The 26,626-nt window shown below is 55.2% G+C and carries 19 protein-coding genes, 4 tRNA genes and 3 rRNA genes; 21 read left to right on the top strand and 5 right to left on the bottom strand.

Translation table 11 applies throughout. The features are described from left to right. The first annotated feature begins 131 nt into the window (after positions 1 to 131). The 11 genes from ACX9GU_RS26280 (at position 132) to yjfF (ending at position 10,503) form a co-directional block, all read left to right on the top strand. Positions 132 to 1,672, top strand: a 16S ribosomal RNA gene (locus ACX9GU_RS26280). A 75-nt stretch (positions 1,673 to 1,747) separates the two neighbouring features. Continuing rightward, a tRNA-Ile gene (locus tag ACX9GU_RS26275) sits at positions 1,748 to 1,824 on the top strand. 155 nt (positions 1,825 to 1,979) lie between these two features. Beyond that, positions 1,980 to 2,055 (top strand) — tRNA-Ala (locus tag ACX9GU_RS26270). Positions 2,056 to 2,274: 219 nt separating this feature from the next. Beyond that, positions 2,275 to 5,182, top strand: a 23S ribosomal RNA gene (locus ACX9GU_RS26265). Between the two features lie 106 nt (positions 5,183 to 5,288). Beyond that, positions 5,289 to 5,404: ribosomal RNA gene (gene rrf / locus ACX9GU_RS26260) — 5S ribosomal RNA — on the top strand. Together the 16S, 23S and 5S rRNA genes with 4 tRNA genes alongside form the textbook arrangement of a ribosomal RNA operon. 94 nt (positions 5,405 to 5,498) lie before the next feature. Then, a tRNA-Asp gene (locus ACX9GU_RS26255) sits at positions 5,499 to 5,575 on the top strand. A gap of 53 nt (positions 5,576 to 5,628) precedes the next feature. Beyond that, positions 5,629 to 5,704, top strand: a tRNA-Trp gene (locus ACX9GU_RS26250). 297 nt (positions 5,705 to 6,001) lie between these two features. Next, entirely contained in the window at positions 6,002 to 6,958 is a 957-nt protein-coding gene (gene ytfQ, locus ACX9GU_RS26245) for a galactofuranose ABC transporter, galactofuranose-binding protein YtfQ (protein WP_021807362.1), read from the top strand. Positions 6,959 to 6,980: 22 nt separating this feature from the next. Continuing rightward, positions 6,981 to 8,495 (top strand): galactofuranose ABC transporter, ATP-binding protein YtfR, encoded by a 1,515-nt coding sequence (gene ytfR, locus ACX9GU_RS26240; protein WP_473193373.1) that lies wholly within the window; start codon positions 6,981 to 6,983, stop codon positions 8,493 to 8,495. Positions 8,496 to 8,512: 17 nt separating this feature from the next. Continuing rightward, the gene (ytfT, locus tag ACX9GU_RS26235; protein ID WP_473193372.1) at positions 8,513 to 9,514 is read left to right on the top strand and encodes a galactofuranose ABC transporter, ATP-binding protein YtfT; all 1,002 of its coding nucleotides are present in this window, start codon (positions 8,513 to 8,515) and stop codon (positions 9,512 to 9,514) included. Next, positions 9,511 to 10,503, top strand: a complete 993-nt coding sequence (gene yjfF / locus ACX9GU_RS26230) for a galactofuranose ABC transporter, permease protein YjfF (protein ID WP_059199402.1) — start codon at positions 9,511 to 9,513, stop codon at positions 10,501 to 10,503. The genes ytfT and yjfF overlap by 4 nt, the downstream gene beginning before the upstream one ends. A 4-nt stretch (positions 10,504 to 10,507) precedes the next feature. Here the strand turns inward: yjfF and hdfR are convergent, their stop codons facing one another. Next, a complete protein-coding gene (hdfR, locus tag ACX9GU_RS26225; protein ID WP_473193371.1) occupies positions 10,508 to 11,335 on the bottom strand; it encodes an HTH-type transcriptional regulator HdfR in 828 nt (275 codons plus the stop codon). A 119-nt stretch (positions 11,336 to 11,454) separates the two neighbouring features. On the opposite strand from hdfR, the gene ACX9GU_RS26220 reads away from it, so the two are divergent. Beyond that, a complete protein-coding gene (locus tag ACX9GU_RS26220) occupies positions 11,455 to 11,793 on the top strand; it encodes a MaoP family protein (protein WP_021181829.1) in 339 nt (112 codons plus the stop codon). 28 nt (positions 11,794 to 11,821) lie between these two features. Here ACX9GU_RS26220 and ACX9GU_RS26215 read toward each other — a convergent pair whose 3' ends face one another. Beyond that, on the bottom strand, positions 11,822 to 13,345 hold the full coding sequence (locus ACX9GU_RS26215) for a YifB family Mg chelatase-like AAA ATPase (protein WP_473193370.1): 1,524 nt from the start codon (positions 13,343 to 13,345) through the stop codon (positions 11,822 to 11,824). A 335-nt stretch (positions 13,346 to 13,680) separates the two neighbouring features. Here ACX9GU_RS26215 and ACX9GU_RS26210 point away from each other — a divergent pair, with 335 nt between their 5' ends. The 8 genes from ACX9GU_RS26210 to ACX9GU_RS26175 all read left to right on the top strand — a co-directional run bounded on the left by ACX9GU_RS26210 (position 13,681) and on the right by ACX9GU_RS26175 (position 22,326). After that, the gene (locus ACX9GU_RS26210; protein ID WP_473193369.1) at positions 13,681 to 14,913 is read left to right on the top strand and encodes an MFS transporter; all 1,233 of its coding nucleotides are present in this window, start codon (positions 13,681 to 13,683) and stop codon (positions 14,911 to 14,913) included. Between the two features lie 133 nt (positions 14,914 to 15,046). Continuing rightward, positions 15,047 to 15,145 carry an ilv operon leader peptide gene (gene ilvL / locus ACX9GU_RS26205; RefSeq protein ID WP_071681478.1) on the top strand — a complete coding sequence of 33 codons (99 nt, stop codon included), beginning with the start codon at positions 15,047 to 15,049 and terminating at the stop codon, positions 15,143 to 15,145. A gap of 141 nt (positions 15,146 to 15,286) precedes the next feature. Continuing rightward, the gene (ilvG, locus tag ACX9GU_RS26200) at positions 15,287 to 16,933 is read left to right on the top strand and encodes an acetolactate synthase 2 catalytic subunit (protein WP_179248700.1); all 1,647 of its coding nucleotides are present in this window, start codon (positions 15,287 to 15,289) and stop codon (positions 16,931 to 16,933) included. Beyond that, a complete protein-coding gene (ilvM, locus tag ACX9GU_RS26195) occupies positions 16,930 to 17,187 on the top strand; it encodes an acetolactate synthase 2 small subunit (protein WP_021181824.1) in 258 nt (85 codons plus the stop codon). Before ilvG ends, ilvM begins: the two co-directional genes overlap by 4 nt. 21 nt (positions 17,188 to 17,208) lie before the next feature. Continuing rightward, entirely contained in the window at positions 17,209 to 18,135 is a 927-nt protein-coding gene (ilvE, locus tag ACX9GU_RS26190; protein ID WP_021181823.1) for a branched-chain-amino-acid transaminase, read from the top strand. Positions 18,136 to 18,202: 67 nt separating this feature from the next. Beyond that, positions 18,203 to 20,053: a dihydroxy-acid dehydratase gene (gene ilvD / locus ACX9GU_RS26185; RefSeq protein WP_021181822.1), complete on the top strand. Its 1,851-nt coding sequence runs from the start codon at positions 18,203 to 18,205 to the stop codon at positions 20,051 to 20,053. A 5-nt stretch (positions 20,054 to 20,058) separates the two neighbouring features. Further along, complete coding sequence (gene ilvA / locus ACX9GU_RS26180; protein ID WP_021181821.1) at positions 20,059 to 21,603, top strand: threonine ammonia-lyase, biosynthetic; 1,545 nt, start codon at positions 20,059 to 20,061, stop codon at positions 21,601 to 21,603. A 21-nt stretch (positions 21,604 to 21,624) separates the two neighbouring features. After that, positions 21,625 to 22,326, top strand: coding sequence for a DUF2461 domain-containing protein (locus tag ACX9GU_RS26175; RefSeq protein ID WP_473193368.1), 702 nt, complete (start codon positions 21,625 to 21,627; stop codon positions 22,324 to 22,326). Here ACX9GU_RS26175 and ilvY read toward each other — a convergent pair. Further along, positions 22,321 to 23,205 carry an HTH-type transcriptional activator IlvY gene (ilvY, locus tag ACX9GU_RS26170; protein ID WP_059201933.1) on the bottom strand — a complete coding sequence of 295 codons (885 nt, stop codon included), beginning with the start codon at positions 23,203 to 23,205 and terminating at the stop codon, positions 22,321 to 22,323. The genes ACX9GU_RS26175 and ilvY overlap by 6 nt on opposite strands. A gap of 294 nt (positions 23,206 to 23,499) precedes the next feature. Here ilvY and ilvC point away from each other — a divergent pair, with 294 nt between their 5' ends. Then, positions 23,500 to 24,975 carry a ketol-acid reductoisomerase gene (gene ilvC, locus ACX9GU_RS26165; RefSeq protein WP_473193367.1) on the top strand — a complete coding sequence of 492 codons (1,476 nt, stop codon included), beginning with the start codon at positions 23,500 to 23,502 and terminating at the stop codon, positions 24,973 to 24,975. Positions 24,976 to 25,272: 297 nt separating this feature from the next. Here ilvC and kdgK read toward each other — a convergent pair whose 3' ends face one another. Both kdgK and ACX9GU_RS26155 read right to left on the bottom strand, forming a co-directional pair. After that, complete coding sequence (kdgK, locus tag ACX9GU_RS26160; RefSeq protein ID WP_473193366.1) at positions 25,273 to 26,205, bottom strand: 2-dehydro-3-deoxygluconokinase; 933 nt, start codon at positions 26,203 to 26,205, stop codon at positions 25,273 to 25,275. A 153-nt stretch (positions 26,206 to 26,358) separates the two neighbouring features. Continuing rightward, on the bottom strand, positions 26,359 to 26,562 hold the full coding sequence (locus ACX9GU_RS26155) for a 2-hydroxymuconate tautomerase family protein (protein ID WP_473193365.1): 204 nt from the start codon (positions 26,560 to 26,562) through the stop codon (positions 26,359 to 26,361). Between the last annotated feature and the right edge of the window lie 64 nt (positions 26,563 to 26,626).

Raw genomic sequence — 26,626 nt, 5'->3', positions numbered from 1 at the left:
ATATCCAGCTACTTCGGTAGCAAAAAAAATATCAAGTCTTGAAGAGTGACCAAGCAGTAATTCATGCGAATGAATTATTACGAAAGTTAATTTTCGAGCATCGCTGCACGAGTTGCAGCAAATCAAGCTTTTAATTGAAGAGTTTGATCATGGCTCAGATTGAACGCTGGCGGCAGGCCTAACACATGCAAGTCGAGCGGTAGCACAGGGAGCTTGCTCCTGGGTGACGAGCGGCGGACGGGTGAGTAATGTCTGGGAAACTGCCCGATGGAGGGGGATAACTACTGGAAACGGTAGCTAATACCGCATAACGTCTTCGGACCAAAGTGGGGGACCTTCGGGCCTCACACCATCGGATGTGCCCAGATGGGATTAGCTAGTAGGTGAGGTAATGGCTCACCTAGGCGACGATCCCTAGCTGGTCTGAGAGGATGACCAGCCACACTGGAACTGAGACACGGTCCAGACTCCTACGGGAGGCAGCAGTGGGGAATATTGCACAATGGGCGCAAGCCTGATGCAGCCATGCCGCGTGTGTGAAGAAGGCCTTCGGGTTGTAAAGCACTTTCAGCGAGGAGGAAGGCCAATAGCTTAATACGCTGTTGGATTGACGTTACTCGCAGAAGAAGCACCGGCTAACTCCGTGCCAGCAGCCGCGGTAATACGGAGGGTGCAAGCGTTAATCGGAATTACTGGGCGTAAAGCGCACGCAGGCGGTTTGTTAAGTCAGATGTGAAATCCCCGAGCTTAACTTGGGAACTGCATTTGAAACTGGCAAGCTAGAGTCTTGTAGAGGGGGGTAGAATTCCAGGTGTAGCGGTGAAATGCGTAGAGATCTGGAGGAATACCGGTGGCGAAGGCGGCCCCCTGGACAAAGACTGACGCTCAGGTGCGAAAGCGTGGGGAGCAAACAGGATTAGATACCCTGGTAGTCCACGCTGTAAACGATGTCGACTTGGAGGTTGTGCCCTTGAGGCGTGGCTTCCGGAGCTAACGCGTTAAGTCGACCGCCTGGGGAGTACGGCCGCAAGGTTAAAACTCAAATGAATTGACGGGGGCCCGCACAAGCGGTGGAGCATGTGGTTTAATTCGATGCAACGCGAAGAACCTTACCTACTCTTGACATCCACAGAACTTTCCAGAGATGGATTGGTGCCTTCGGGAACTGTGAGACAGGTGCTGCATGGCTGTCGTCAGCTCGTGTTGTGAAATGTTGGGTTAAGTCCCGCAACGAGCGCAACCCTTATCCTTTGTTGCCAGCACGTAATGGTGGGAACTCAAAGGAGACTGCCGGTGATAAACCGGAGGAAGGTGGGGATGACGTCAAGTCATCATGGCCCTTACGAGTAGGGCTACACACGTGCTACAATGGCATATACAAAGAGAAGCGAACTCGCGAGAGCAAGCGGACCTCATAAAGTATGTCGTAGTCCGGATCGGAGTCTGCAACTCGACTCCGTGAAGTCGGAATCGCTAGTAATCGTAGATCAGAATGCTACGGTGAATACGTTCCCGGGCCTTGTACACACCGCCCGTCACACCATGGGAGTGGGTTGCAAAAGAAGTAGGTAGCTTAACCTTCGGGAGGGCGCTTACCACTTTGTGATTCATGACTGGGGTGAAGTCGTAACAAGGTAACCGTAGGGGAACCTGCGGTTGGATCACCTCCTTACCTAAAGATATGTGTTCGAGTGCAGTGTCCACACAGATTGTCTGATGAAAAAGTAACGAGCAGAAATACCTTTATAGGCTTGTAGCTCAGGTGGTTAGAGCGCACCCCTGATAAGGGTGAGGTCGGTGGTTCAAGTCCACTCAGGCCTACCAAATTCGCACTTATGCTGCGTTATGCGCGCGGTCGTTTACCCAACAGTAAACTTCCCTTACGCATGCCTTGCCTAAGCACGAATTAACAGGATTTCCAACAGGAAAGACTGTTACTCACGCGAGTGGTAAATAAAGGTTTCTGCAAGTGACTGTATGGGGCTATAGCTCAGCTGGGAGAGCGCCTGCCTTGCACGCAGGAGGTCAGCGGTTCGATCCCGCTTAGCTCCACCATATCCATATAGTCCTTGATAATACTTCAGAGTGTACTGGCAACAGTATGCTGCGAAGTATTTTGCTCTTTAACAATCTGGAACAAGCTGAAAATTGAAACATGACAGCTGAAACTTATCCCTCCGTAGATGTATTGGGGTAAGGATTAACCTGTCATAGAGTCTCTCAAATAAACAGCACGACAGTGTCTCTGTTTACAGAAACACCTTCGGGTTGTGAGGTTAAGTGACTAAGCGTACACGGTGGATGCCTAGGCAGTCAGAGGCGATGAAGGGCGTGCTAATCTGCGAAAAGTGTCGGTAAGGTGATATGAACCGTTATAACCGGCAATACCCGAATGGGGAAACCCAGTGTGTTTCGACACACTATCGTATGGTGAATACATAGCCATACGAGGCGAACCGGGGGAACTGAAACATCTAAGTACCCCGAGGAAAAGAAATCAACCGAGATTCCCCTAGTAGCGGCGAGCGAACGGGGAACAGCCCAGAACCTGAATCAGTTCTTGTGTTAGTGGAAGCGTCTGGAAAGTCGCGCAGCAAAGGGTGATAGCCCCGTACACTAAAATGCATTAATTGTGAGTTCGATGAGTAGGGCGGGACACGTGACATCCTGTCTGAATATGGGGGGACCATCCTCCAAGGCTAAATACTCCTGACTGACCGATAGTGAACCAGTACCGTGAGGGAAAGGCGAAAAGAACCCCGGCGAGGGGAGTGAAATAGAACCTGAAACCGTGTACGTACAAGCAGTGGGAGCACCTTCGTGGTGTGACTGCGTACCTTTTGTATAATGGGTCAGCGACTTATATTTTGTAGCAAGGTTAACCGTATAGGGGAGCCGTAGGGAAACCGAGTCTTAACTGGGCGAATAGTTGCAAGGTATAGACCCGAAACCCGGTGATCTAGCCATGGGCAGGTTGAAGGTTGGGTAACACTAACTGGAGGACCGAACCGACTAATGTTGAAAAATTAGCGGATGACTTGTGGCTGGGGGTGAAAGGCCAATCAAACCGGGAGATAGCTGGTTCTCCCCGAAAGCTATTTAGGTAGCGCCTCGTGAATTCATCTTCGGGGGTAGAGCACTGTTTCGGCTAGGGGGCCATCCCGGCTTACCAAACCGATGCAAACTCCGAATACCGAAGAATGTTATCACGGGAGACACACGGCGGGTGCTAACGTCCGTCGTGAAGAGGGAAACAACCCAGACCGCCAGCTAAGGTCCCAAAGTCATGGTTAAGTGGGAAACGATGTGGGAAGGCATAGACAGCCAGGATGTTGGCTTAGAAGCAGCCATCATTTAAAGAAAGCGTAATAGCTCACTGGTCGAGTCGGCCTGCGCGGAAGATGTAACGGGGCTAAACCATGCACCGAAGCTGCGGCAGCGACGCTTAGGCGTTGTTGGGTAGGGGAGCGTTCTGTAAGCCGTTGAAGGTGAACTGTGAGGTTTGCTGGAGGTATCAGAAGTGCGAATGCTGACATAAGTAACGATAAAGCGGGTGAAAAACCCGCTCGCCGGAAGACCAAGGGTTCCTGTCCAACGTTAATCGGGGCAGGGTGAGTCGACCCCTAAGGCGAGGCCGAAAGGCGTAGTCGATGGGAAACAGGTTAATATTCCTGTACTCGGTGTTACTGCGAAGGGGGGACGGAGAAGGCTAGGCTAGCCGGGCGACGGTTGTCCCGGTTTAAGCGTGTAGGGGGAGTGACCTGGTAAATCCGGTTGCTTATCAACCCTGAGGCGTGATGACGATGCACTACGGTGCAGAAGTAGTTGATGCCCTGCTTCCAGGAAAAGCCTCTAAGCATCAGGTAACATCAAATCGTACCCCAAACCGACACAGGTGGTCAGGTAGAGAATACCCAGGCGCTTGAGAGAACTCGGGTGAAGGAACTAGGCAAAATGGTGCCGTAACTTCGGGAGAAGGCACGCTGGCGCGTAGGTGAAGAGACTTGCTCTCGGAGCTGAAGCCAGTCGCAGATACCAGCTGGCTGCAACTGTTTAATAAAAACACAGCACTGTGCAAACACGAAAGTGGACGTATACGGTGTGACGCCTGCCCGGTGCTGGAAGGTTAATTGATGGGGTCAGCCGCAAGGCGAAGCTCTTGATCGAAGCCCCAGTAAACGGCGGCCGTAACTATAACGGTCCTAAGGTAGCGAAATTCCTTGTCGGGTAAGTTCCGACCTGCACGAATGGCGTAATGATGGCCAGGCTGTCTCCACCCGAGACTCAGTGAAATTGAACTCGCTGTGAAGATGCAGTGTACCCGCGGCAAGACGGAAAGACCCCGTGAACCTTTACTATAGCTTGACACTGAACATTGAGCCTTGATGTGTAGGATAGGTGGGAGGCTTTGAAGTGTGGACGCCAGTCTGCATGGAGCCAACCTTGAAATACCACCCTTTAATGTTTGATGTTCTAACTCGGCCCCATAATCTGGGGTGAGGACAGTGTCTGGTGGGTAGTTTGACTGGGGCGGTCTCCTCCCAAAGAGTAACGGAGGAGCACGAAGGTTAGCTAATCACGGTCGGACATCGTGAGGTTAGTGCAAAGGCATAAGCTAGCTTGACTGCGAGAGTGACGGCTCGAGCAGGTACGAAAGTAGGTCTTAGTGATCCGGTGGTTCTGAATGGAAGGGCCATCGCTCAACGGATAAAAGGTACTCCGGGGATAACAGGCTGATACCGCCCAAGAGTTCATATCGACGGCGGTGTTTGGCACCTCGATGTCGGCTCATCACATCCTGGGGCTGAAGTAGGTCCCAAGGGTATGGCTGTTCGCCATTTAAAGTGGTACGCGAGCTGGGTTTAGAACGTCGTGAGACAGTTCGGTCCCTATCTGCCGTGGGCGTTGGAAGATTGAGAGGGGTTGCTCCTAGTACGAGAGGACCGGAGTGAACGCACCACTGGTGTTCGGGTTGTCATGCCAATGGCACTGCCCGGTAGCTAAGTGCGGAAAAGATAAGCGCTGAAAGCATCTAAGCGCGAAACTTGCCTCGAGATGAGTCTTCCCTGGGCCTTTAAGGCCCCTGAAGGAACGTTTAAGACTAAGACGTTGATAGGCTGGGTGTGTAAGTGCAGCGATGCATTGAGCTAACCAGTACTAATGATCCGTGAGGCTTAACCTTACAACACCGAAGGTGTTTTAGAGAGATTGTAGAGATTTTCAGCGAAGTTCCGAGATTGGTTCCGATGGCGACACGAGAGTGAAGCGGTTGGAATGAAACGAATTTGCCTGGCGGCAATAGCGCGGTGGTCCCACCTGACCCCATGCCGAACTCAGAAGTGAAACGCCGTAGCGCCGATGGTAGTGTGGGGTCTCCCCATGCGAGAGTAGGACACTGCCAGGCATCAAATAAACGTTATCAGTATGACATCTGGTAATGCGCGAAATCACCCAGGTGGTTTTGCCAGCATCGAAAGATGCGACGTAGAAGAATCGGTGGAGCGGTAGTTCAGTTGGTTAGAATACCTGCCTGTCACGCAGGGGGTCGCGGGTTCGAGCCCCGTCCGTTCCGCCACTTATTTAAATTATGCCTGCTAACTTTAGCAGGCATAATGTTAAGCGTAATTTAGGGGCGTAGCTCAGTTGGTAGAGCACCGGTCTCCAAAACCGGGTGTCGCGAGTTCGAGTCTCTCCGCCCCTGCCATATTAGAAACCCTTTGCGAAAGCGAAGGGTTTTTTTTGCTTTCTACTCGCCTAAAATTGCCACTCCTGCCGCTAACGCGTACAAAATTCCCGCCGAAATCGTTCCCAATTTAGACATTTCTTGCTGTATCTATGTACAAAATGGTTGTAATCCCGCGCTGTGATATCGCTCATCATTCCTGTCTGTATTTCAACTACACCTTATAAGCCCCACGAGTTTTTTGGGCACACTCGATGAAAGCGAATATACCCACAGCCATCTCTGTCTGATCGATTCAGGCAGAGCGAGGAGAAAAACATGGTTAAGCGTTTACTGTTAGCGGCCGCCGTAAGCGGCGTGTTGATGGGAGCGGCGCAGGCTGCCCCCTTGGTTGTCGGCTTTTCTCAGATTGGTTCTGAATCAGGATGGCGTTCGGCAGAAACCAAAGTGGCGAAACAGGAGGCGGAAAAACGGGGTATTACGCTGAAAATCGCCGACGCACAGCAAAAGCAGGAAAACCAGATCAAGGCGGTGAGATCCTTTATTGCTCAGGGCGTTGACGCCATCTTCATTGCGCCGGTGGTGGCTACCGGTTGGACTCCGGTATTGCAGGAAGCGAAAGAGGCCAAAATTCCGGTCTTCCTGCTGGATCGCATGATTGAAGTGAACGATCCCTCGCTGTATACCGCAGCCGTCGCCTCTGACAGCGTCCATGAAGGGAAAGTCGCAGGCGAATGGCTAGTGAAAGCCGTTGCGGGCAAGCCCTGTAACGTGGTGGAACTGCAAGGCACCGTTGGGGCCAGCGTGGCCATCAACCGCAAGAAAGGCTTTGCGGATGGTATTGCCTCTGCCGACAACGTCAAAATCATCCGTTCGCAGTCCGGCGACTTTACTCGCAGCAAGGGTAAAGAAGTGATGGAAAGCTTTATCAAGGCTGAACAGAACGGCAAAAACATCTGTGCCGTCTATGCACATAACGACGATATGGCCATTGGTGCCATCCAGGCGATCAAAGAAGCCGGTCTCAAACCGGGTTCACAGATCAAGGTTGTTTCCATCGACGGCGTGCCGGATATCTTTAAAGCGATGATGGAAGGGGAAGCCAACGCCACGGTTGAACTGACGCCAAATATGGCAGGACCTGCGTTTGATGCCTTGATTGCATTGAAAAAAGACGGCACACAGCCACAGAAATTTATCCAGACCGAGTCGAAACTGCTGCAGCCTGAAACGGCCAGACAAGAATACGATATGAAGAAAAGCATGGGATATTGATCGTTAACAGGCGGAGCAGATAATGGCCACACCTCAGGCAGCATTATTGGCAATAAGCGGGTTATCCGTGGAGTTTCCAGGTGTAAAAGCGCTGGAGCAGGTTGATTTCACACTACAGCGCGGTGAGGTGGTGGCGCTTCTTGGGGAAAACGGCGCGGGCAAGTCCACGCTGATTAAGGCATTGACCGGTGTTTACCAACGCTCCGCCGGTGAGATCTGGCTAGAAGGCACCGCGATTGCGCCACAGAATACGGCCCAGGCGCAATCGTTGGGGATTGGCACCGTCTATCAGGAAGTAAACTTGCTGCCTAATATCTCGGTGGCCGCCAATCTGTTTATCGGCCGCGAACCTACCCGCTTTGGCCTGATCGATCAAAAAACCATGTTGCGTAATGCCCGTAAGCTGCTGGAAGGGTATGGATTACCGCTAGATGTCAGCCAGCCGCTGGGCAACTACTCTATCGCCATTCAGCAAATTGTCGCGATTGCTCGCGCCGTCGATCTCTCCGCCAAGGTGCTGATCCTGGATGAACCCACCGCCAGCCTGGATGCCAAGGAAGTCACCATGCTGCTGGATATTCTCAGCCAACTGCGATCGCAGGGAATGGGGATGATTTTCGTCACCCATTTTCTCGAACAGGTTTACCGCATCAGCGATCGTATTACGGTGTTGCGTAACGGCAAGCTGGTCGGGACCCGTGTCACCGCCGAGCTGCCACGGCTCGAGTTGGTGCAGATGATGCTTGGCCACAGTTTTGATGAGACGCTGCTCAAACGCAGCGAACATCAGGCCGTGCAGGCTCCGCCGTTAGTGGAATTTAGCGGTTATGGCCGACGCGGCATGGTTGAGCCCTTTGATCTGGCGATCCGCCCTGGGGAAATAGTCGGCCTGGCTGGTTTACTGGGGTCGGGGCGGACAGAGACGGCTCAACTGATCTTCGGCATTAAGGCTCGGGATAAAGGTATAGCGAAGGTTGAGGGCAAAACGGTGGCGATCCCTACCCCTCGTAAAGCGGCCAGCCTGGGATTTGGCTATTGCCCAGAAGATCGTAAGACCGACGGTATTGTCGGCGCGGCCACGGTAAGGGAAAACATCATTCTGGCATTGCAGGCGCAGCGTGGCTGGTTACGGCCTATCCCGTTGCGTGAGCAAACCCGAATTACGGAGGATTTCATCAAACTGCTGGGGATCCGCACGCCGGGGCCGGAGCAGCAAATCCAGTACCTTTCCGGCGGTAACCAGCAGAAGGTGCTGCTTTCCCGCTGGCTGGCGACTAAACCTCGTTTCCTGATCCTGGATGAGCCAACCCGTGGCATTGACGTGGGTGCCCATGCGGAAATTATCCGACTGATTGAACGGCTCTGTGATGAAGGGTTGGCGCTGCTGGTGATCTCCTCCGAACTGGAGGAGCTGGCAGGCTATGCCGATCGCATCGTGGTATTACGCGATAGAAAACATGTGGCGCAGCTTGAGCATGATGCCATTACGGTTCCCGCCATTATGCAGGCCATTGCCGTGCAACAGGGGGCAGCATGAACCACAGGAGTTTTCCCATGACCGGTGGACCGCGCAAAGTAAGGTGGGTAATGCCCGCCGGAGCGACGCAGCTGGGGGCGCTGGCGGTGATTTTGCTTATCGATAGCCTGGTCGCCCCCCACTTCTTTTCAATTCATATCCAGGATGGCCGCCTGTTCGGCAGCGTGATTGATATTTTTAATCGCGGTGCCCCCGTTGCGCTGCTTGCCTTGGGTATGACGCTAGTGATCGCTACCGGTGGGATCGATCTCTCCGTAGGTGCGGTGATGGCGATTGCCGGGGCGACCGCTGCCACCATGACCAGCGCTGGCTACCCATTAGCTTACATCCTGGGGGCCGCATTAGCGGTTGGGGCACTGTGTGGCCTGTGGAACGGCTTCCTGGTTGCGGTGCTGCAAATCCAGCCGATCGTCGCCACCTTGATGCTGATGGTGGCCGGGCGCGGTATCGCGCAGTTGATTACCGAAGGGCAAATCGTCACCTTTGAGAGTGAAGGATTAGCCAAGCTCGGCAGTGGTTCGCTGATGTATCTGCCGATGCCGGTGATCATTGCTGCCATCATGCTGCTGCTGATTTGGTTACTGACACGCAAAACCGCTTTGGGGCTGTTTATTGAGGCGGTCGGTATCAATTTGCGCTCGGCACGTAATGCTGGCGTCAGTACTCGCTGGGTGATCATTGCGGTATATATCATTTGCGGCCTGTGCGCGGCGGTGGCGGGGGTTATCGTCACGGCGGATATCCGTGGTGCGGATGCCAACAATGCGGGCCTGTGGCTCGAACTGGATGCGATCCTGGCCGTGGTGATTGGTGGTGGGTCACTGCTGGGCGGGCGTTTTAACCTGCTGCTCTCGGTGGTGGGGGCGCTAATTATTCAGGGTATGAATACTGGAATTCTGCTTTCGGGCTATAAACCGGAGTTTAACCTGGTATTGAAAGCGGTGGTGGTATTAGCCGTGTTGCTGGTGCAATCCCCCTGTGTGTCATTACAGCGGCTGTGGCGGAGACGGAAATCATGATGAAACGTAACCTTCCCCTATTGATCACTATCGCGGTTTTCCTGTTGGGCTATGCCTTTTGCCTTAGCCAATTCCCCAGCTTCGCTTCCACCCGCGTCTGGTGCGATCTGCTGACCGACAACGCCTTTCTCGGCATAGTGGCCGTGGGCATGACCTTTGTGATCCTTTCAGGGGGTATCGATCTTTCGGTGGGCTCGGTGATCGCCTTTACCGGCGTACTGCTGGCCAAGCTAATTGGCACTTATGGTATTGCTCCAGGTTATGCATTTGTCATTGCCTTGCTGATGGGGGCCTCATTTGGTGCGCTGATGGGTTGGATCATCGACGTACTGAAATTACCTGCATTTATCATCACGCTCGCGGGGATGTTCTTCGTGCGCGGCATGAGTTTTATCGTGTCAGAAGAGTCTTTGCCGATCGATCACCCGCTGTATGCCACGCTGGCAAACTATGCCTGGAAAGTCCCCGGTGGTGGCCGATTTACCTTACTGGCGTTGGTGATGTTGCTGGTCGTGGCGATTGGCATGATCCTGGCGCATCGTACCCGCTTTGGCCATAACGTCTATGCCATCGGGGGTAATCCGGTCTCCGCTGGGCTGATGGGGGTGCCGGTACGGCGTACCACCATCCAGATTTACATGCTTTCCAGCACGCTGGCGGCCCTCTCCGGCATAATTTTCTCGCTATACACTTCCGCCGGTTACGCGCTGGCTGCCAGCGGTGTCGAACTGGATGCCATTGCGGCGGTCGTCATTGGGGGAACGTTGCTGACCGGTGGTGTCGGCACCATCTTGGGTACCCTGTTTGGCGTGCTGATCCAGGGCCTAATCCAGAGTTACATCACTTTTGATGGCTCGCTCAGCTCCTGGTGGACCAAAATCGTCATCGGCATCCTGCTGTTCTGCTTTATCGGCCTCCAGAAGGCGATGAGCGCCTTTTGGCAGACCAGACGGGCAAAACCCCGCCATCCACGCCTGAAGCCGTCATAGCGGCTCAGGTTGCGGTATTTAAAGGTATTTTCAGCAGTTGGCGGATTAACGGTTGCTGGTCGCTGTTTTGCAGCCAGACGGCATAAAGCGGGCGGATGATCGGCTGGGCATCAGCAACGGCGATCAGCTGAGGATACTCTTTTTCCCACTGGCTGGGGAGAAATGCACAGCCACCGGTTGTCTCCAGCAATTGACGCGTCAGATGTGCTGAAGTGGTGGTCAGCACGGGCATGCTGTCGCCCTCAAGCATGCGGGCTTCCTGTTGGTGAAAATCGGCACCCCATTCCAGTTTGATGTAAGGCATGGGGGCGGGATTATCGCGTAGCGACGAAGAAAACAGGCGTAGCGAGAAGTTACCCAACTGCTGGCTGGCCAGCTCATCCATCTTTGGCGGTTCGGTGGTGATTAGCAAATCGAGCTGTCTTTCATGTAGCTGCTTCACCAAAGAATGACGCAGAGCAATCCTGGCTTCGAGCTGCAAGGCCTCCCGCTGCTGGTAGAGCGATTGCAGCCAGGGCGTGAGGTAAGCTTCCCATAGCGACGCGGTGGCGCCGATCGAAAGTTCGCTGTGCTGTAGCGATCGCACCACCTCTTTCTTTGCCAACTGCCAAGTGTTCATCAGGCTCTCGGCATAGGGCAACAGCCGCTCTCCTGCAGGTGTCAGGCGGATGTTGTTGCGGTGGCGGGTGAATAAATTCGCCCCTAATTGAGTTTCAAGCTGACGGATACGGAAACTCACCGCAGACTGCGTTAAGTACAGGGATTCCGCTGCGCGGCCAAAGTGTCGCGTTCTACTGACCTCCAAAAAGGTTTTCAGTAATTCGGTGTCCACACCAATCTCCAAAGTTTTTTATCGTTAAGATTTAAATGTTTTGTTTTACACGATGTCAAGCCTATCTAATACTCCGCGCCATAAACAGCACGGCCATGAGAGAATTAGGAGCGTGTCAGATGGCGGATAGCTTCACCACCAACAGTCGTTTTTTTGATAATAAAAACTATCCTCGCGGGTTCTCCCGTCACGGCGATTTCACCATTAAAGAAGCGCAATTGCTAGAGCGTTTCGGGTATGCGTTCAACGAGTTGGATGCCGGCAAACGCCAGCCAGCCACTGAAGAAGAGCAGTTGTTCGTTGCAGTGTGTCGCGGTGAGCGTGAACCGGTAACCGAGCAAGAAAAAGTATGGTCTAAATATCTGGCGCGCACCCGCCGCCCGAAAAAATTCCATACGCTGTCAGGTGGCAAGCCGCAGGCTGATGCGGTAGAAGACTACACTGAAAGCGACGATTGATCATCATGGGGCCATTCGGCCCCATTTTTTATTCCAGGCTACGGTGTAGCTGCAGCAGCAGGCGATCCATACTGCGATAGCTGAGCGCTTCGCTGAGGTGGCGTTTATCAATCTGTGGTTCCCCCGCCAAATCGGCCAGCGTGCGTGCCACTTTCAGGATGCGATGCCAGGCTCGAACCGATAATCCCAGTTGGCTCAGCGTTTTCTCTAAAAACTCCGCTTCCGCTGCAGGCAAATGGCAATCCCGATCCACCTCGCGGTTACTCAACAGCGCATTCACTTTTCCTGCCCGTGCCAGCTGCCGCTCGCGCGCCACCAGCACCCGTTGACGTACCTGTTGGCTGCTTTCCCCCGCATGGTGCTGCTTGGCCAGTACGCCCGATGGCAGCAGTGGCACCTCAATCGATAAATCAAATCGATCGAGGAAGGGGCCAGAGAGCCTGCCGAGGTAGCGCAAGATTTGCTGCGGTGGCGTGCGGTTGTGTATGCCCTGATAGTGCCCGGTTGGGCTGGGGTTCATCGCCGCAATCAGCTGCACCCTGGCTGGGAAGCGTACCTTGGCGCTGGCGCGTGAGATGACGATTTCACCGGATTCCAGCGGTTCACGCAGCGCATCTAACACTCTCCGTTCAAATTCGGGTAACTCATCCAGAAAGAGCACGCCGTTGTGCGCCATAGAGATTTCCCCTGGCCGCGGCAAGGAACCACCCCCAACCAGGGCAGCCATCGAAGCGCTGTGATGCGGGGCACGAAACGGCCGCTGTCGCCATGGCAGGGTTTCATCAGGGTGATGCAATAAGCTGGCAACGGCAACGCTTTCCAGCGCCTCCCGATCGCTTAACGGCGGCAGCAAACCGTTGAGGCGGCTGGCCAGCATGGTTTTTCCGGTGCCCGGGGGGCCAAGCAGCAATAGGTTGTGGCCCCCGGCCGCGGCAATTTCCAACGCTCGTTTTGCCTGCTCCTGACCAATGACTTCCTGCAGGTCGGCAGTTTCCGTTGACGTGGCGGCCGCAGGGGGCGCTACGGCGATTGGCAGATCCCCCTTACCTTGCAAAAAAGCGCAAACCTCCAGTAAATGTTCAGCGACTCGGGTCGTGCTGTTAGGAAGCAACCCTGCCTCTTTGCCGTTGGCCGCCGCCAGGATCAGCTCACGTTTGGCCTCGGCAGCCGCTATTGCCGCCGGAATGGCGCCGTGCACCGCCCTCAATGCGCCTGAAAGCGCCAATTCACCCAGGAACTCATAGTGCGCCAACTTATCTGCTGGCAGCTGCTCTGAGGCTGCCAGAATGGCCAGCGCAATGGGTAAATCATAACGCCCCCCTTCCTTAGGCAGGTCGGCCGGGGCCAGATTGACGGTGATGCGTTTGGCCGGAAAGGTGAAGCCGTTGTTGATCAGTGCGCTGCGCACCCGGTCACGGGCTTCTTTCACCGTGGTTTCCGGCAGGCCGACCAGTGTAAGGCCGGGTAATCCGTTACTGATATGGACCTCAACCATGACCGAAGGCGCCTGCACGCCGATCGTGGCACGGGTATAGATTACCGCCAGTGACATATTGCTCTCCTCGCTGAAGGCAACATGATGCGGGAACGGACCGATAGCCGCGCGCTACTCATCATCAACTTGCGTAGTGCTACAAAATTAAAAGTAATTTATTTCATCATGTTAGTGCTGTTTTTCGAGCTGGTACGCATTTCGCTGTAATACCCCTTAACAATTACCACAAGGTTGCAACAAATTAGCAGGCTAACCAAGTTGCAACAGCAGGGCTAATGGGTGTATTTAACAATTGGTTAAAATAATAAATCACTTCATTAACAAAGCCCCGACCGCTACCGCACCCGCTGCGGCCGCCGCTAAACCTCATACTCTACGGTAGGGATAACACTATGTTTGGTTGGACTCCGCTGCAGCGCAATGCGGCAATTGCCAGCTTTTCAAGCTGGACGCTCGACGCTTTTGATTTCTTTGTGCTGGTCTTTCTGCTCAGCGATATAGCTCAGGCTTTTCAGGTGGGGATGGAAGAAGTCACCCTGGCGATCCTGCTGACGTTGGCGGTGCGCCCGATTGGCGCTCTGATCTTTGGCCGTGCGGCGGAAAAGTATGGTCGTAAACCGATCCTGATGTTGAATATCGTGTTTTTCTCGGTATTTGAGCTGTTGTCGGCGGCCGCTCCTTCTTTGACCGTCTTCCTGTTGCTGCGTGTGCTTTACGGCGTGGCGATGGGGGGCATCTGGGGCGTGGCCTCATCGCTGGCGATGGAAAGCATCCCAGACCGTTCGCGCGGCCTGATGTCCGGTATCTTCCAGGCAGGGTATCCGTTTGGCTATCTGTTGGCGGCGGTGGCCTACGGCCTGCTGTTTGAAGTGGTCGGCTGGCGTGGCATGTTCGTGATCGGGGCCGCGCCGATCCTGTTGCTGCCGTTTATCTACTTCTGCGTGGAAGAGTCGCCGGTGTGGCTGGCGGCACGGGCACGTAAAGAAAGCACCGCTTTGCTGCCAGTCCTGAAGAGCCATTGGAAGCTGTGTCTCTATCTGGTGCTGCTGATGGCAGCGTTTAATTTCTTCTCTCACGGCACGCAGGATATGTATCCGGCCTTCCTGAAAATTCAGCACGGTTTCGATCCTAAAACCGTCAGTATCATCGCCATTAGCTACAATATCGCGTCCATTATCGGCGGTATTTTCTTTGGAGCCCTGTCGGAAAGAATCGGCCGTAAGAAAGCCATTATTATTGCTGCCCTATTGGCGTTACCCGTGATCCCGCTGTGGGCCTTCGCCAGCGGTTCGCTGATGCTGGGGCTGGGGGCGTTCATGATGCAATTCATGGTGCAGGGTGCGTGGGGGGTGATCCCAACCTACCTCAACGAACTGGTGCCAGCGAATACCCGTGCTGTGTTGCCGGGGTTTGTCTATCAGTTGGGTAATCTTATTGCCTCAGTGAATGCGACCTTGCAGGCCGCGATTGCGGAACATCATGGGCAAAACTACGGCCTGGCGATGGCGATGATTGCCGGGACGGTGGCGATAGTGATCGCGGTGCTGGTGTATTTTGGCAAGGATACGCGCGGCAAAGCGATTGCGGTGGAAAGTAAAGCGCCTGGTGCTGGTGTTAGCGTTTGAATTTCATGCGCTTTGTTGCAGCTTTGACCCGGCAGCGCCGAATAATAACGCAAAAAAAGTGTTGTCAGGTTACCGGCTGCTATGGTAACTCTGTAGGCATTAGTTCGAAACGAGCACAGTGAACAACCCAATTATGAAAGCCCTAGCCCAAGTGATTAGCCTAGTCGTGATTAGCGTGGTGGTGATTATTATCCCACCGTGCGGGGCTGCACTTGGACGAAGAAAGGCTTAGAAAACAAGCCGGAATCGCAAGATAACCCCCGCACCCAAAAGGTCCGGGGGTTTTTTTATGCCAAGAAAATGTGAACAAGGAGCAGAGAATGACCAACAGAATAAAATCCTGCACTTCCCGCAACAAGGCGGGGAAATAACCATGAATGGTGCTCAGTGGGTAGTTCAAGCGTTGCGTGCGCAGGGGGTAGACAAGGTATTCGGCTATCCCGGTGGTGCGATCATGCCGGTCTACGATGCGTTGTATGACGGCGGAGTTGAACATCTGCTGTGTCGTCATGAGCAGGGTGCGGCGATTGCGGCCATTGGCTATGCCCGTTCCAGCGGCAAAGTTGGCGTCTGTATCGCCACCTCTGGCCCCGGCGCGACTAACCTGATCACCGGGTTGGCGGATGCGCTGCTGGACTCGGTGCCAGTGGTTGCTATCACCGGTCAGGTAGGCTCTGCGCTTATCGGTACCGATGCTTTTCAGGAGATCGATGTTCTTGGCCTGTCTCTGGCCTGTACCAAACACAGTTTCCTGGTGGAGTCGCTGGAAGCGCTGCCAGGGATCATGGCAGAGGCTTTTGCCATCGCCACCAGCGGCCGCCCAGGCCCGGTACTGATCGACATCCCGAAAGACATCCAACTGGCGCAGGGCGATTTGCCTCCTCATCTGATGCCGGTAGAAGACCAGTTTGAACATCCCACAGCAGAGTTGGCCATGGCCACGCAACTGCTGGCACAGGCGCAGAAGCCGATGCTGTACGTGGGCGGTGGCGTAGGGATGGCGCAGGCAGTCCCGGCATTACGGGAATTTGTCGAGCTGACGCAAATCCCAACCGTGGCGACCTTGAAAGGCTTGGGCGCACCGGATGCCAACCATCCGTATTATCTCGGCATGTTGGGTATGCATGGCACCAAAGCTGCCAACTTCGCCGTGCAGGAGTGTGATTTATTGATAGCCGTGGGCGCGCGTTTTGATGATCGGGTGACCGGCAAACTGAACGCCTTTGCGCCGCAGGCCAAGGTGATCCACATGGATATCGACCCGGCGGAAATGAGCAAGCTGCGTCAGGCGCATGTGGCCCTGCAAGGGGATCTGAGAACCCTGCTGCCAGCGCTGCAACAGCCGATGCAGATCGCCCCTTGGCTGCAACGGGTGGCCGAACTGAAAGAAACCCACCCTTGGCGTTACGACCATCCGGGCCAACCGATCTATGCGCCGTTGCTGCTCAAGCAACTGTCTGAACGCAAACCGGCCAATACCGTGGTGACCACCGACGTGGGCCAGCACCAGATGTGGACCGCGCAGCACATGAGCTTTGAACGCCCAGAGAACTTCATCACCTCCAGCGGGTTGGGGACGATGGGCTTCGGTATCCCCGCTGCGGTAGGTGCGCAGATGGCGCGTCCGGAGGATATGGTGATCTGCGTGTCCGGGGATGGTTCCTTCATGATGAACGTGCAGGAGCTGGGCACCATCAAACGCAAACAGTTACCGCTGAAAATCGTGTTACTGGATAACCAGCGTTTAGGAATGGTTCGCCAGTGGCAGCAACTGTTCTTTGATGGCCGTTACAGCGAAACCAACCTCTCCGATAACCCCGATTTCCTGATATTGGCCAGTGCCTTCGGCATCCCCGGCCAACGTATTACCCGCAAAGACCAGGTCGCAGATGCGCTCGATACCTTGCTTAACAGCGAAGGGCCTTATCTGCTGCAGGTTTCCATTGATGAACTCGAGAACGTCTGGCCGCTGGTGCCGCCGGGCGCAGGCAACGAAACCATGTTGGAGAAAGTATCATGATGCAGCATCAACTCTCGATCCAGGCCCGCTTCCGCCCTGAAATGTTAGAGCGCGTATTGCGCGTTGTTCGTCACCGTGGCTTCCAGGTCTGTGCTATGAATATGGCTTCGGGCAGCAATAGCGACGATATAAATATTGAATTGACCGTTGCCAGCCAGCGCCCTGTGGATTTACTGTCATCTCAGTTGAGCAAACTGATGGATGTCTCCAGCGTTGAGATCCAGCAACAATCATCACAACAAATACGCGCCTGATTGCGCAAAAGGAACAGAACAATGACGAAGAAAGCCGATTATATTTGGTTCAATGGTGAGATGGTTCCTTGGGCCGATGCCAAGGTTCACGTAATGTCGCATGCGCTGCACTACGGAACGTCGGTATTTGAAGGGGTTCGCTGCTACGACTCCCATAAAGGCCCGGTGGTATTCCGCCACCGTGAACATATGCAGCGTCTGCATGACTCGGCCAAAATTTACCGCATGCCGGTAACGCAAAGCGTCGATGAGCTGATGGAAGCCTGCCGTGCTACGCTGCGTAAAAACAATCTGGTCAGCGCGTATATTCGTCCTTTGGTGTTTGTTGGTGATGTTGGCATGGGCGTTAACCCACCGGCAGGCTATAAAACCGACGTGATTATCGCGGCGTTTCCTTGGGGCGCATATCTGGGTGAAGAAGCGCTGGATCAAGGTATCGATGCGATGGTCTCTTCCTGGCACCGTGTGGCACCAAACACCATTCCTACCGCGGCGAAAGCCGGGGGCAACTACCTTTCCTCACTGCTGGTGGGCAGCGAAGCACGCCGCCACGGCTATCAGGAAGGTATCGCGCTGGACGTTCACGGCTATATCTCTGAAGGCGCAGGCGAGAACCTGTTTGAAGTGAAAGACGGCGTGCTGTTTACTCCACCGTTCACCTCTTCTGCCCTGCCGGGTATCACGCGTGACGCGATCATCAAGCTGGCAAAAGACATGGGCTTCGAAGTGCGTGAGCAAGTGCTTTCCCGTGAGTCTCTGTATCTGGCGGACGAAGTGTTTATGTCCGGCACCGCGGCGGAAATAACGCCGGTGCGCAGCGTGGATGGCATTCAGGTGGGGATCGGCAAGTGCGGCCCAATTACCAAGCAGATCCAGCAGGCGTTCTTTGGCCTGTTCAGCGGCAAAACCGAAGACAAGTACGGCTGGTTGGATCCGGTAAACCAATAACGACAGACAACACTAAACGGATGGTTCGTTCGCCATCCGTAAAATGACTATTTTTGGAGTGAAGAGCATGCCTAAGTACCGTTCCGCCACCACTACCCACGGCCGCAACATGGCGGGTGCCCGCGCATTATGGCGCGCGACCGGGATGACCGACGACGATTTCGGCAAACCGATTATTGCGGTGGTCAACTCCTTCACCCAGTTTGTGCCGGGCCATGTGCACCTGCGCGACCTGGGCAAGCTGGTTGCAGAACAGATCGAAGCCTCCGGCGGCGTTGCCAAAGAGTTCAACACCATTGCGGTGGATGATGGGATCGCCATGGGCCACGGCGGCATGCTCTATTCTCTGCCGTCGCGCGAGCTGATCGCCGACTCGGTGGAGTATATGGTGAATGCCCACTGCGCCGATGCGATGGTGTGTATCTCCAACTGCGACAAGATCACCCCAGGGATGCTGATGGCGTCACTGCGCCTGAATATTCCGGTGATCTTCGTTTCCGGCGGCCCGATGGAAGCCGGTAAAACCAAGCTTTCCGACAAAATCATCAAGCTGGACCTGATCGATGCGATGATCCAGGGGGCCAACCCGAACGTCAGCGACGCCGACAGCGCGCAGATCGAGCGTTCCGCTTGCCCAACCTGCGGCTCGTGCTCCGGGATGTTTACCGCCAACTCCATGAACTGCCTCACCGAAGCGTTGGGCCTGTCTCAGCCGGGCAACGGTTCGCTGCTGGCGACCCACGCCGATCGTAAGGACCTGTTCCTGAACGCCGGTAAGCGCATCGTTGAACTGACCAAGCGTTACTACGAGCAGGACGATGAGAGTGCGCTGCCACGCAGTATCGCCAACAAGGCCGCATTCGAAAATGCGATGACTCTGGACATCGCGATGGGTGGCTCCACCAATACCGTACTGCACCTGTTGGCGGCAGCGCAGGAAGGCGAGATAGACTTCGCCATGGCGGATATCGATCGCCTGTCCCGCAAAGTGCCACATCTGTGCAAGGTGGCGCCAAGCACTCAGAAATACCACATGGAAGACGTACACCGTGCCGGTGGCGTACTTGCCATTCTTGGCGAGCTGGATCGCGCCGGGCTGATGAACCGCGATGTGGATAACATCCTGGGGATGAAGCTGCCAGAGACCCTGGAAAAATACGACATCATGCTGACCCAGGATGAGGCCGTGAAGAAAATGTTCCGCGCAGGCCCGGCGGGCATCCGCACCACCCAGGCATTCTCACAGGACTGCCGTTGGGACACGCTGGACAACGATCGTGCCGATGGCTGTATCCGCTCCTTGGAAAACGCCTTCAGTCTGGAAGGGGGCCTGGCGGTGCTGTATGGCAACATGGCCGAAGACGGCAGCATCGTTAAAACCGCTGGCGTGGATAAAGACAACCTGACTTTCCGTGGGCCAGCCAAAGTTTATGAGAGCCAGGATACGGCCGTTGAGGCGATTCTTGGCGGTAAAGTGGTGGCAGGCGACGTAGTGGTGATCCGCTATGAAGGGCCAAAAGGCGGGCCGGGCATGCAGGAAATGCTCTACCCAACCACCTATCTGAAATCGATGGGGCTGGGCAAGGCCTGTGCGCTGATCACCGATGGTCGCTTCTCTGGCGGCACCTCCGGTTTATCCATTGGTCACGTTTCGCCGGAAGCGGCCAGCGGCGGCCTGATTGCGCTGGTGGAAGAAGGGGACATGATCGATATCGATATCCCGAAACGCAGCATGGTGCTGGATGTGCCGGAGAGCGTACTGGCTGCACGCCGTGAGGCGGAACTGGCACGCGGTGATGCGGCCTGGACACCGAAAGCGCGTGAGCGCCAGGTATCTTATGCGTTACGTGCTTACGCTACGCTGGCCACCAGTGCTGATAAAGGCGCAGTGCGGGACAAGAGCAAGCTGGGAGGCTAACCACCATGGCGGTATCACAACCCCTACCCGACGCCCCCTGCGGCGCCGAATATTTGCGAGCGGTACTCCGCTCGCCAGTTTACGAGGTGGCTCAGGTCACCCCGTTACAGACCATGGGCAAGATCTCTGCGCGCCTCGGCAACACCATTCTGGTGAAGCGCGAAGATCGCCAGCCGGTGCACAGCTTCAAGCTGCGCGGGGCTTACGCGATGATTGCCAGCCTGGATGAAGAGCAGAGGGCGCGTGGCGTGGTCACGGCCTCTGCGGGCAACCATGCGCAGGGCGTCGCCTTTTCCGGCAACCGTTTGGGGATCAAAACCCTGATCGTGATGCCGGTGTCGACGGCAGATATCAAGGTTGATGCGGTGCGCGGTTTCGGCGGCGAAGTGTTACTGCACGGTGCCAACTTCGACGAAGCCAAGGTCAAGGCGATTGAGCTTTCGCAGCAGCAAGGCATGACCTTCGTACCTCCGTTCGATCACCCGGCAGTCATTGCCGGGCAGGGCACTTTGGCGATGGAGCTGTTACAGCAGGACGCGCACCTGGACCGGGTGTTTGTCCCGGTTGGCGGTGGCGGCCTGGCGGCCGGTGTGGCAGTGCTGATCAAGCAACTTATGCCGCAAATCAAAGTGATTGGCGTGGAAGCTGAGGATTCGGCCTGTCTGCGTGCGGCGCTGGATGCCGGGCAGCCGGTCGATCTGGCGCGCGTTGGTCTGTTTGCTGAAGGCGTGGCAGTAAAGCGCATCGGTGATGAAACCTTCCGTCTGTGCCGTGAATACCTTGATGATGTGATCACCGTAGACAGTGATGCGATCTGCGCAGCGGTGAAAGATCTGTTCGAAGACGTGCGAGCCATCGCCGAACCTTCTGGCGCGCTGGCGTTGGCAGGGCTGAAAAAATACGTGCAGCAGCACAATATTCAGGGCGAGCGGCTGGCCCATGTGCTTTCCGGTGCCAATGTGAATTTCCACGGCCTGCGCTACGTTTCCGAACGCTGCGAATTGGGTGAACAACGCGAAGCGCTGTTGGCAGTAACCATTCCAGAGCAGAAGGGCAGCTTCCTGAAGTTCTGCCAGCTGTTGGGTGGCCGTGCGGTTACCGAGTTCAACTACCGCTATGCCGATGCTGACAACGCCTGCATCTTTGTCGGGGTCCGCCTGACCAGAGGCCATACCGAGCGGCTGGAAATCATCGATGAGCTGAACCGTGATGGCTATCAGGTGGTGGATCTGTCCGACGATGAGATGGCAAAACTGCACGTGCGCTACATGGTCGGCGGTCGGCCTTCGAAACCGCTGCGTGAGCGTCTGTACAGCTTTGAGTTCCCGGAATCACCGGGCGCTCTGCTCAAGTTCCTGCAAACGCTGGGCACGCACTGGAATATTTCGCTGTTCCACTACCGCAGCCACGGTACCGATTTTGGTCGCGTGCTGGCAGGGTTTGAGCTTTCGCAGACCGAGCCAGAGTTTGAGCAGCACCTGCAGGCGCTGGGCTACGATTGCCATGATGAGACCGACAACCCGGCCTTCCGTTTCTTCTTGCAGGGCTAACATCGGCGACAAGGATAGCGTATGAGTAATGAGTTCACCGGGTTCAGCCAACAGGGGCTGGATTTCCTGCAACAGGTGCGGATCGAGAACGACAAAGAGTGGTTTGACGCCAATCGGGGCGTGTATGACCGTGAGCTGTTAACGCCGTTCCGTTCGCTGGTGGATGCGCTGAGTCCGGCGATGCTGATGATTGACCCGCAGTTTGAAACCCGTCCGGTCATTGGCAAAACGCTGTCGCGCATTCATCGCGACACGCGTTTTTCCCATGATAAATCCCGCTACCGTAGCCGCATGTGGCTGACCTTCAAGCGGCCAAGTAAAGACTGGAAGCTGGCACCGGTGTACTTCTTTGAACTGGGGCCGGACATGCTGCGTTATGGCCTGGGCTATTACAGCGCCGACAAAGCCACCATGGATCTGTTTCGCCATACCTTGCTGCGCAGGCCACAGCCGTTTTTGGAAGTGGCCGAGTGCTGCCGTGCGCCGTTCGAGCTGGTGGGGGAAAGCTACAAGCGCCCGTTAGTGAAGGAGCAGGCACCGGAGATTGCTACCTGGTACAACCGCAAATCCTTTGCGGTGATGGCCACAGATAATCAGGTGGAAAAGCTGTTCAGCGCCGATCTGGTCGCAACCCTGACCCAGAGTTTCCAGCAGTTGGAGCCGCTGTACCAGTGGCTGATGCAGGTGGAAGCGATGAAGCAGATCGACCCTGCGGATTTATGAGAGTAAACGCCAGAACGCCTCAATCAGCGGTTCATTGAGGCGTTTTTTCGGCACGCAAACCCCCAGTTCGAACGGTTCGACCATTGAGATATTCTCCAACTGAGAAATGCGGTTGCGAACTGGCTCCGGGCTATTGTCTACCACCACGCTGGGGATCAGCGCGATACCGCAACCTAATGCCACCATCGAAACAATCGCCTCATGCCCACCGACGGTGGCGTAAATCAGCGGATTGGTGATGTGCTGGCGGCGGAACCACAGCTCGATGCGTTTTCGTGACGGGCCATGCTCCGGCAGGATAAACGGCATATTGGCCCAGTCCGGCTGCTCGGCAAAAGCCTGCGTTCGTACCGCACACGGCAGAGCGGGAGCAATCAGCACCAGCGGGATCTCACCGATTTGGGTGAAGGCGACGCTGGTGGGGAGTGTTTCAGGCCGCCCGGCGATACCAAGGTCGGCCTCGTTGGATTGCACTTTGTCCACCGCATCAGCGGCATCACCGGTGGTCAATTTGATTTCAACCAGGGGGTGCTGGGCACGGAAGCGGTCGAGGATCGGCGGCAGATGGCTGTAAGCGGCGGTGACTGAGCAGAACAAGCGTAGCTCGCCGCTCAGCGATGGGCCGTGCTGGCCAAGCGAATGTTTCAATTGCTGATACTGCAGCAGCGTTTGTTGAGCAAACACTTTCAACTGTTCGCCAGCATCGGTCAGCTCTACGGTGCGGTTATCACGCAGAAACAGCGACTGCCCAAGCGTTTCTTCCAGCCGCTGGATCTGGCGGGAAAGCGTGGAGGGACTGACGTGCATAGCCTTGGCCGTGCGGCCAAAGTGATGGCTTTCAGCCAGGTGCAGGAACAGCTTGAGATCACGTAAGTCCATAATCAGTACGCTCGCAGCGGGGTGTTGCAGAAATTGCAACGTCACGTTCGTAATATATCAATTTAAGCAACGCAATTCCTGTTATACATTGGTTTCAACGGATCCCGTACCGACAGGGTTGGGATGAAAATAATAGTAAGCCTATGGATTTCAATCTGCAGCTAGGCGGCCAGCTATCTCATCCCCAGGAGCTTACGTTTAAGTAAGTGACTGGGGTGAGATAGTGCAGATAACAACGCTGCAGATTGAAAGACGACGGCTTTGCACGACACAACATCTAACTGGAGTTCTACCATGGCTAACTATTTCAACACATTGAACCTGCGTCAGCAGTTGGCGCAATTGGGTAAGTGCCGTTTCATGGCGCGTGACGAATTTGCGGATGAAGCCGGTTACCTGAAAGGGAAAAAAGTGGTGATCGTCGGCTGTGGTGCTCAGGGTCTGAACCAGGGTCTGAACATGCGTGATTCCGGCCTGGACGTGGCTTATGCGCTGCGTAAAGAAGCGATTGCCGAGAAGCGTGCCTCATGGCGTAAAGCCACCGAGAACGGCTTCAAAGTTGGCACCTACGAAGATCTGATCCCGCAGGCCGATCTGGTAGTTAACCTGACTCCAGACAAGCAGCACACCTCCGTAGTTCGTGCCGTACAGCCACTGATGAAAGACGGTGCTGCGCTGGGCTACTCCCACGGCTTCAACATCGTTGAAGTTGGCGAGCAGGTTCGTAAAGACATCACCGTAGTGATGGTTGCGCCTAAGTGCCCAGGTACCGAAGTGCGTGAAGAATACAAACGTGGTTTCGGTGTACCAACGCTGATCGCGGTTCACCCGGAAAACGATCCAAAAGGCGAAGGCATGGCGATTGCCAAGGCATGGGCGGCAGCCACCGGCGGCCATCGTGCAGGCGTGCTGGAATCTTCCTTCGTGGCAGAAGTGAAATCTGACCTGATGGGCGAGCAGACCATCCTGTGCGGTATGCTGCAAGCGGGTTCTCTGCTGTGCTTCGACAAGCTGGTATCTGAAGGTACTGACCCGGCGTACGCAGAAAAACTGATCCAGTTCGGCTGGGAAACCATCACCGAAGCGCTGAAGCAGGGCGGTATCACCCTGATGATGGATCGCCTGTCCAACCCGGCGAAACTGCGTGCCTATGCGCTGTCTGAGCAACTGAAAGGCATCATGGCTCCGCTGTTCCAGAAGCACATGGACGACATCATCTCTGGCGAATTCTCCAGCGGTATGATGGCTGACTGGGCAGCAGACGATGTGAACCTGCTGACCTGGCGTGAAGAGACCGGCAAAACAGCCTTTGAAAATGCACCACAGTTTGAAGGCAAAATCAGCGAGCAGGAATACTTCGACCATGGCGTGCTGATGGTGGCAATGGTGAAAGCGGGCGTTGAGCTGGCCTTCGAAACCATGGTGGATTCAGGCATCATCGAAGAGTCTGCTTACTACGAATCACTGCACGAGCTGCCGCTGATCGCCAACACCATCGCGCGTAAGCGTCTGTATGAAATGAACGTGGTGATCTCCGATACCGCAGAATACGGTAACTACCTGTTCTCTTATGCAGCGGTACCGTTGCTGAAAGAGTTCATGACCACTCTGCAGGCGGGCGATCTGGGTAAATCAGTTGCTGGTACCACCGTTGACAACGCGCAGCTGCGTGACGTGAACGAAGCGGTGCGCAACCACCCGATCGAATCCGTTGGCCGCAAACTGCGTGGTTATATGACCGATATGAAACGTATCGCAGTAGCCGACTAAATACCCGTCGTCTTTCAAGCTGTAGCGTTGTTACCTGCACATAGCTATTCGGCCCATCCGTGGGCCTCACCCCTTCGGGGCCGCTGTGTACAGCGTTCAAATCTGTTCCCGACAGATTTGTCACCCCAGTCACTTACTAAACGTAAGCTCCTGGGGATGAGATAGTTTGGCGCCTAGCTACAACTTGAAATCCATAGGGTATTAAGATTGGTTTTCGAGTCCAATAAACTCGGTTCAGTGCACCAATTAAAAAGGCCAGCATCGTTGCTGGCCTTGCGCATTTCTGGCGTTCGGGAATTATTGTGGCATTGCCTCGCGCGGGATTATGGCCCCGCGATACTGGATCACCGTGCTGGCGGTCAGGTGGCCACGTCTGGCCGCGCTAACCGCATCACCGCCGGTCAGGCGTACAGCCAGATAACCCGCGCTGAAGGAATCCCCGGCGGCGGTGGTATCAATCACTTTCTCTTTTGGCAGTTTGACTGCTGGTACGTCGTGGGTTTCCCCATCGGCGCTGAACACCAGGCAGGACTCTGCGCCACGCTTAATCACAATCTCACTCACGCCAAAGTCGCGGGTACGGCTCACCACCTGCTCAACCGGTTGCTTGCCCCACAGTAAATCTTCATCATCCAGCGTCAGGAAGGCGATGTCGGTACAGGCCAGGATCTCGCGATAGGCCTGCTGAGTCTCTTGCTGGCTTTGCCACAGCCGCGGCCGATAGTTGTTATCGAAGATCACTTTGCCGCCGTTGGCCCGGCATTGGCGCAGCAGGGTCAGCAGTTTTTCCCGGCTGGCAGGGTTGAGGATCGCCACGCTGATACCGCTCAGATACAGGTAATCAAACTGCGCCAGCTGTGCGCACAGGCTCTCTGCCTGCGGGCCATCCAGCCAGTAGCGTGCGGCCGCATCGTTGCGCCAGTAATAGAAGGTGCGCTCGCCGGTATCGTCGGTTTCGATCACGTACAGCCCCGGCAGCTTGTTGTCCAACTGCTGGATCAGATCGGTTTTTACCTGCTCCTGCTGCCAGGTTTGCAGCATTTCCCGGCTGAAGCTGTCGGTGCCCAGTGCGGTGACGTAATGCACATTCAGCGCCTGTTGCGGCACCTGACGGGCGATATAGACGGCAGTGTTGAGGGTGTCGCCGCCGAATCCACGGCTGAGATCGGCGCCTTTCTGCGACAGTTCGATCATGCATTCGCCGATCACGGCGAGGTTTTTGCTGTTCATGATAATCCCTGGCTTGATAATGAGTCTGGTTGCTGCGAATACGTCCAGTCTCAACGCAAGGGCGAAGCGAGTCAATAGGAATAAAACAGCGTTTTAATTAGTTTATGATCGCGATCGGGAAACGCGAAGTTTCCCGCCGCTGAGAAAGGAAAACTACTTGGCCGCCGCGCGCAGATCGGTGACGCATTGACCACCAATCCCCCAATTATCGGTTTCCACTTCATCGATAACCACCACGGTAGTGGCCGGATTTTTGCCGAGCGTGTCGACAAACAGCTGGGTTACGCCAGCGATTAGCTGTTTTTTCTGCTCCGCGGTTGCACCTTCGCGGGTAATTTTGATATTTACGTAAGGCAATTTATTTTCCTCTTGTTAAGGATGCGTTGCATGTAGGTAATGGCTTAATGTAGGGACCTTTTAC

The sequence above is a fragment of the Serratia sp. K1WW1 genome (assembly GCF_055790865.1).
Note: the sequence above shows the minus strand (reverse complement) of the source record. Positions and strands in the feature narration are given on the sequence as shown.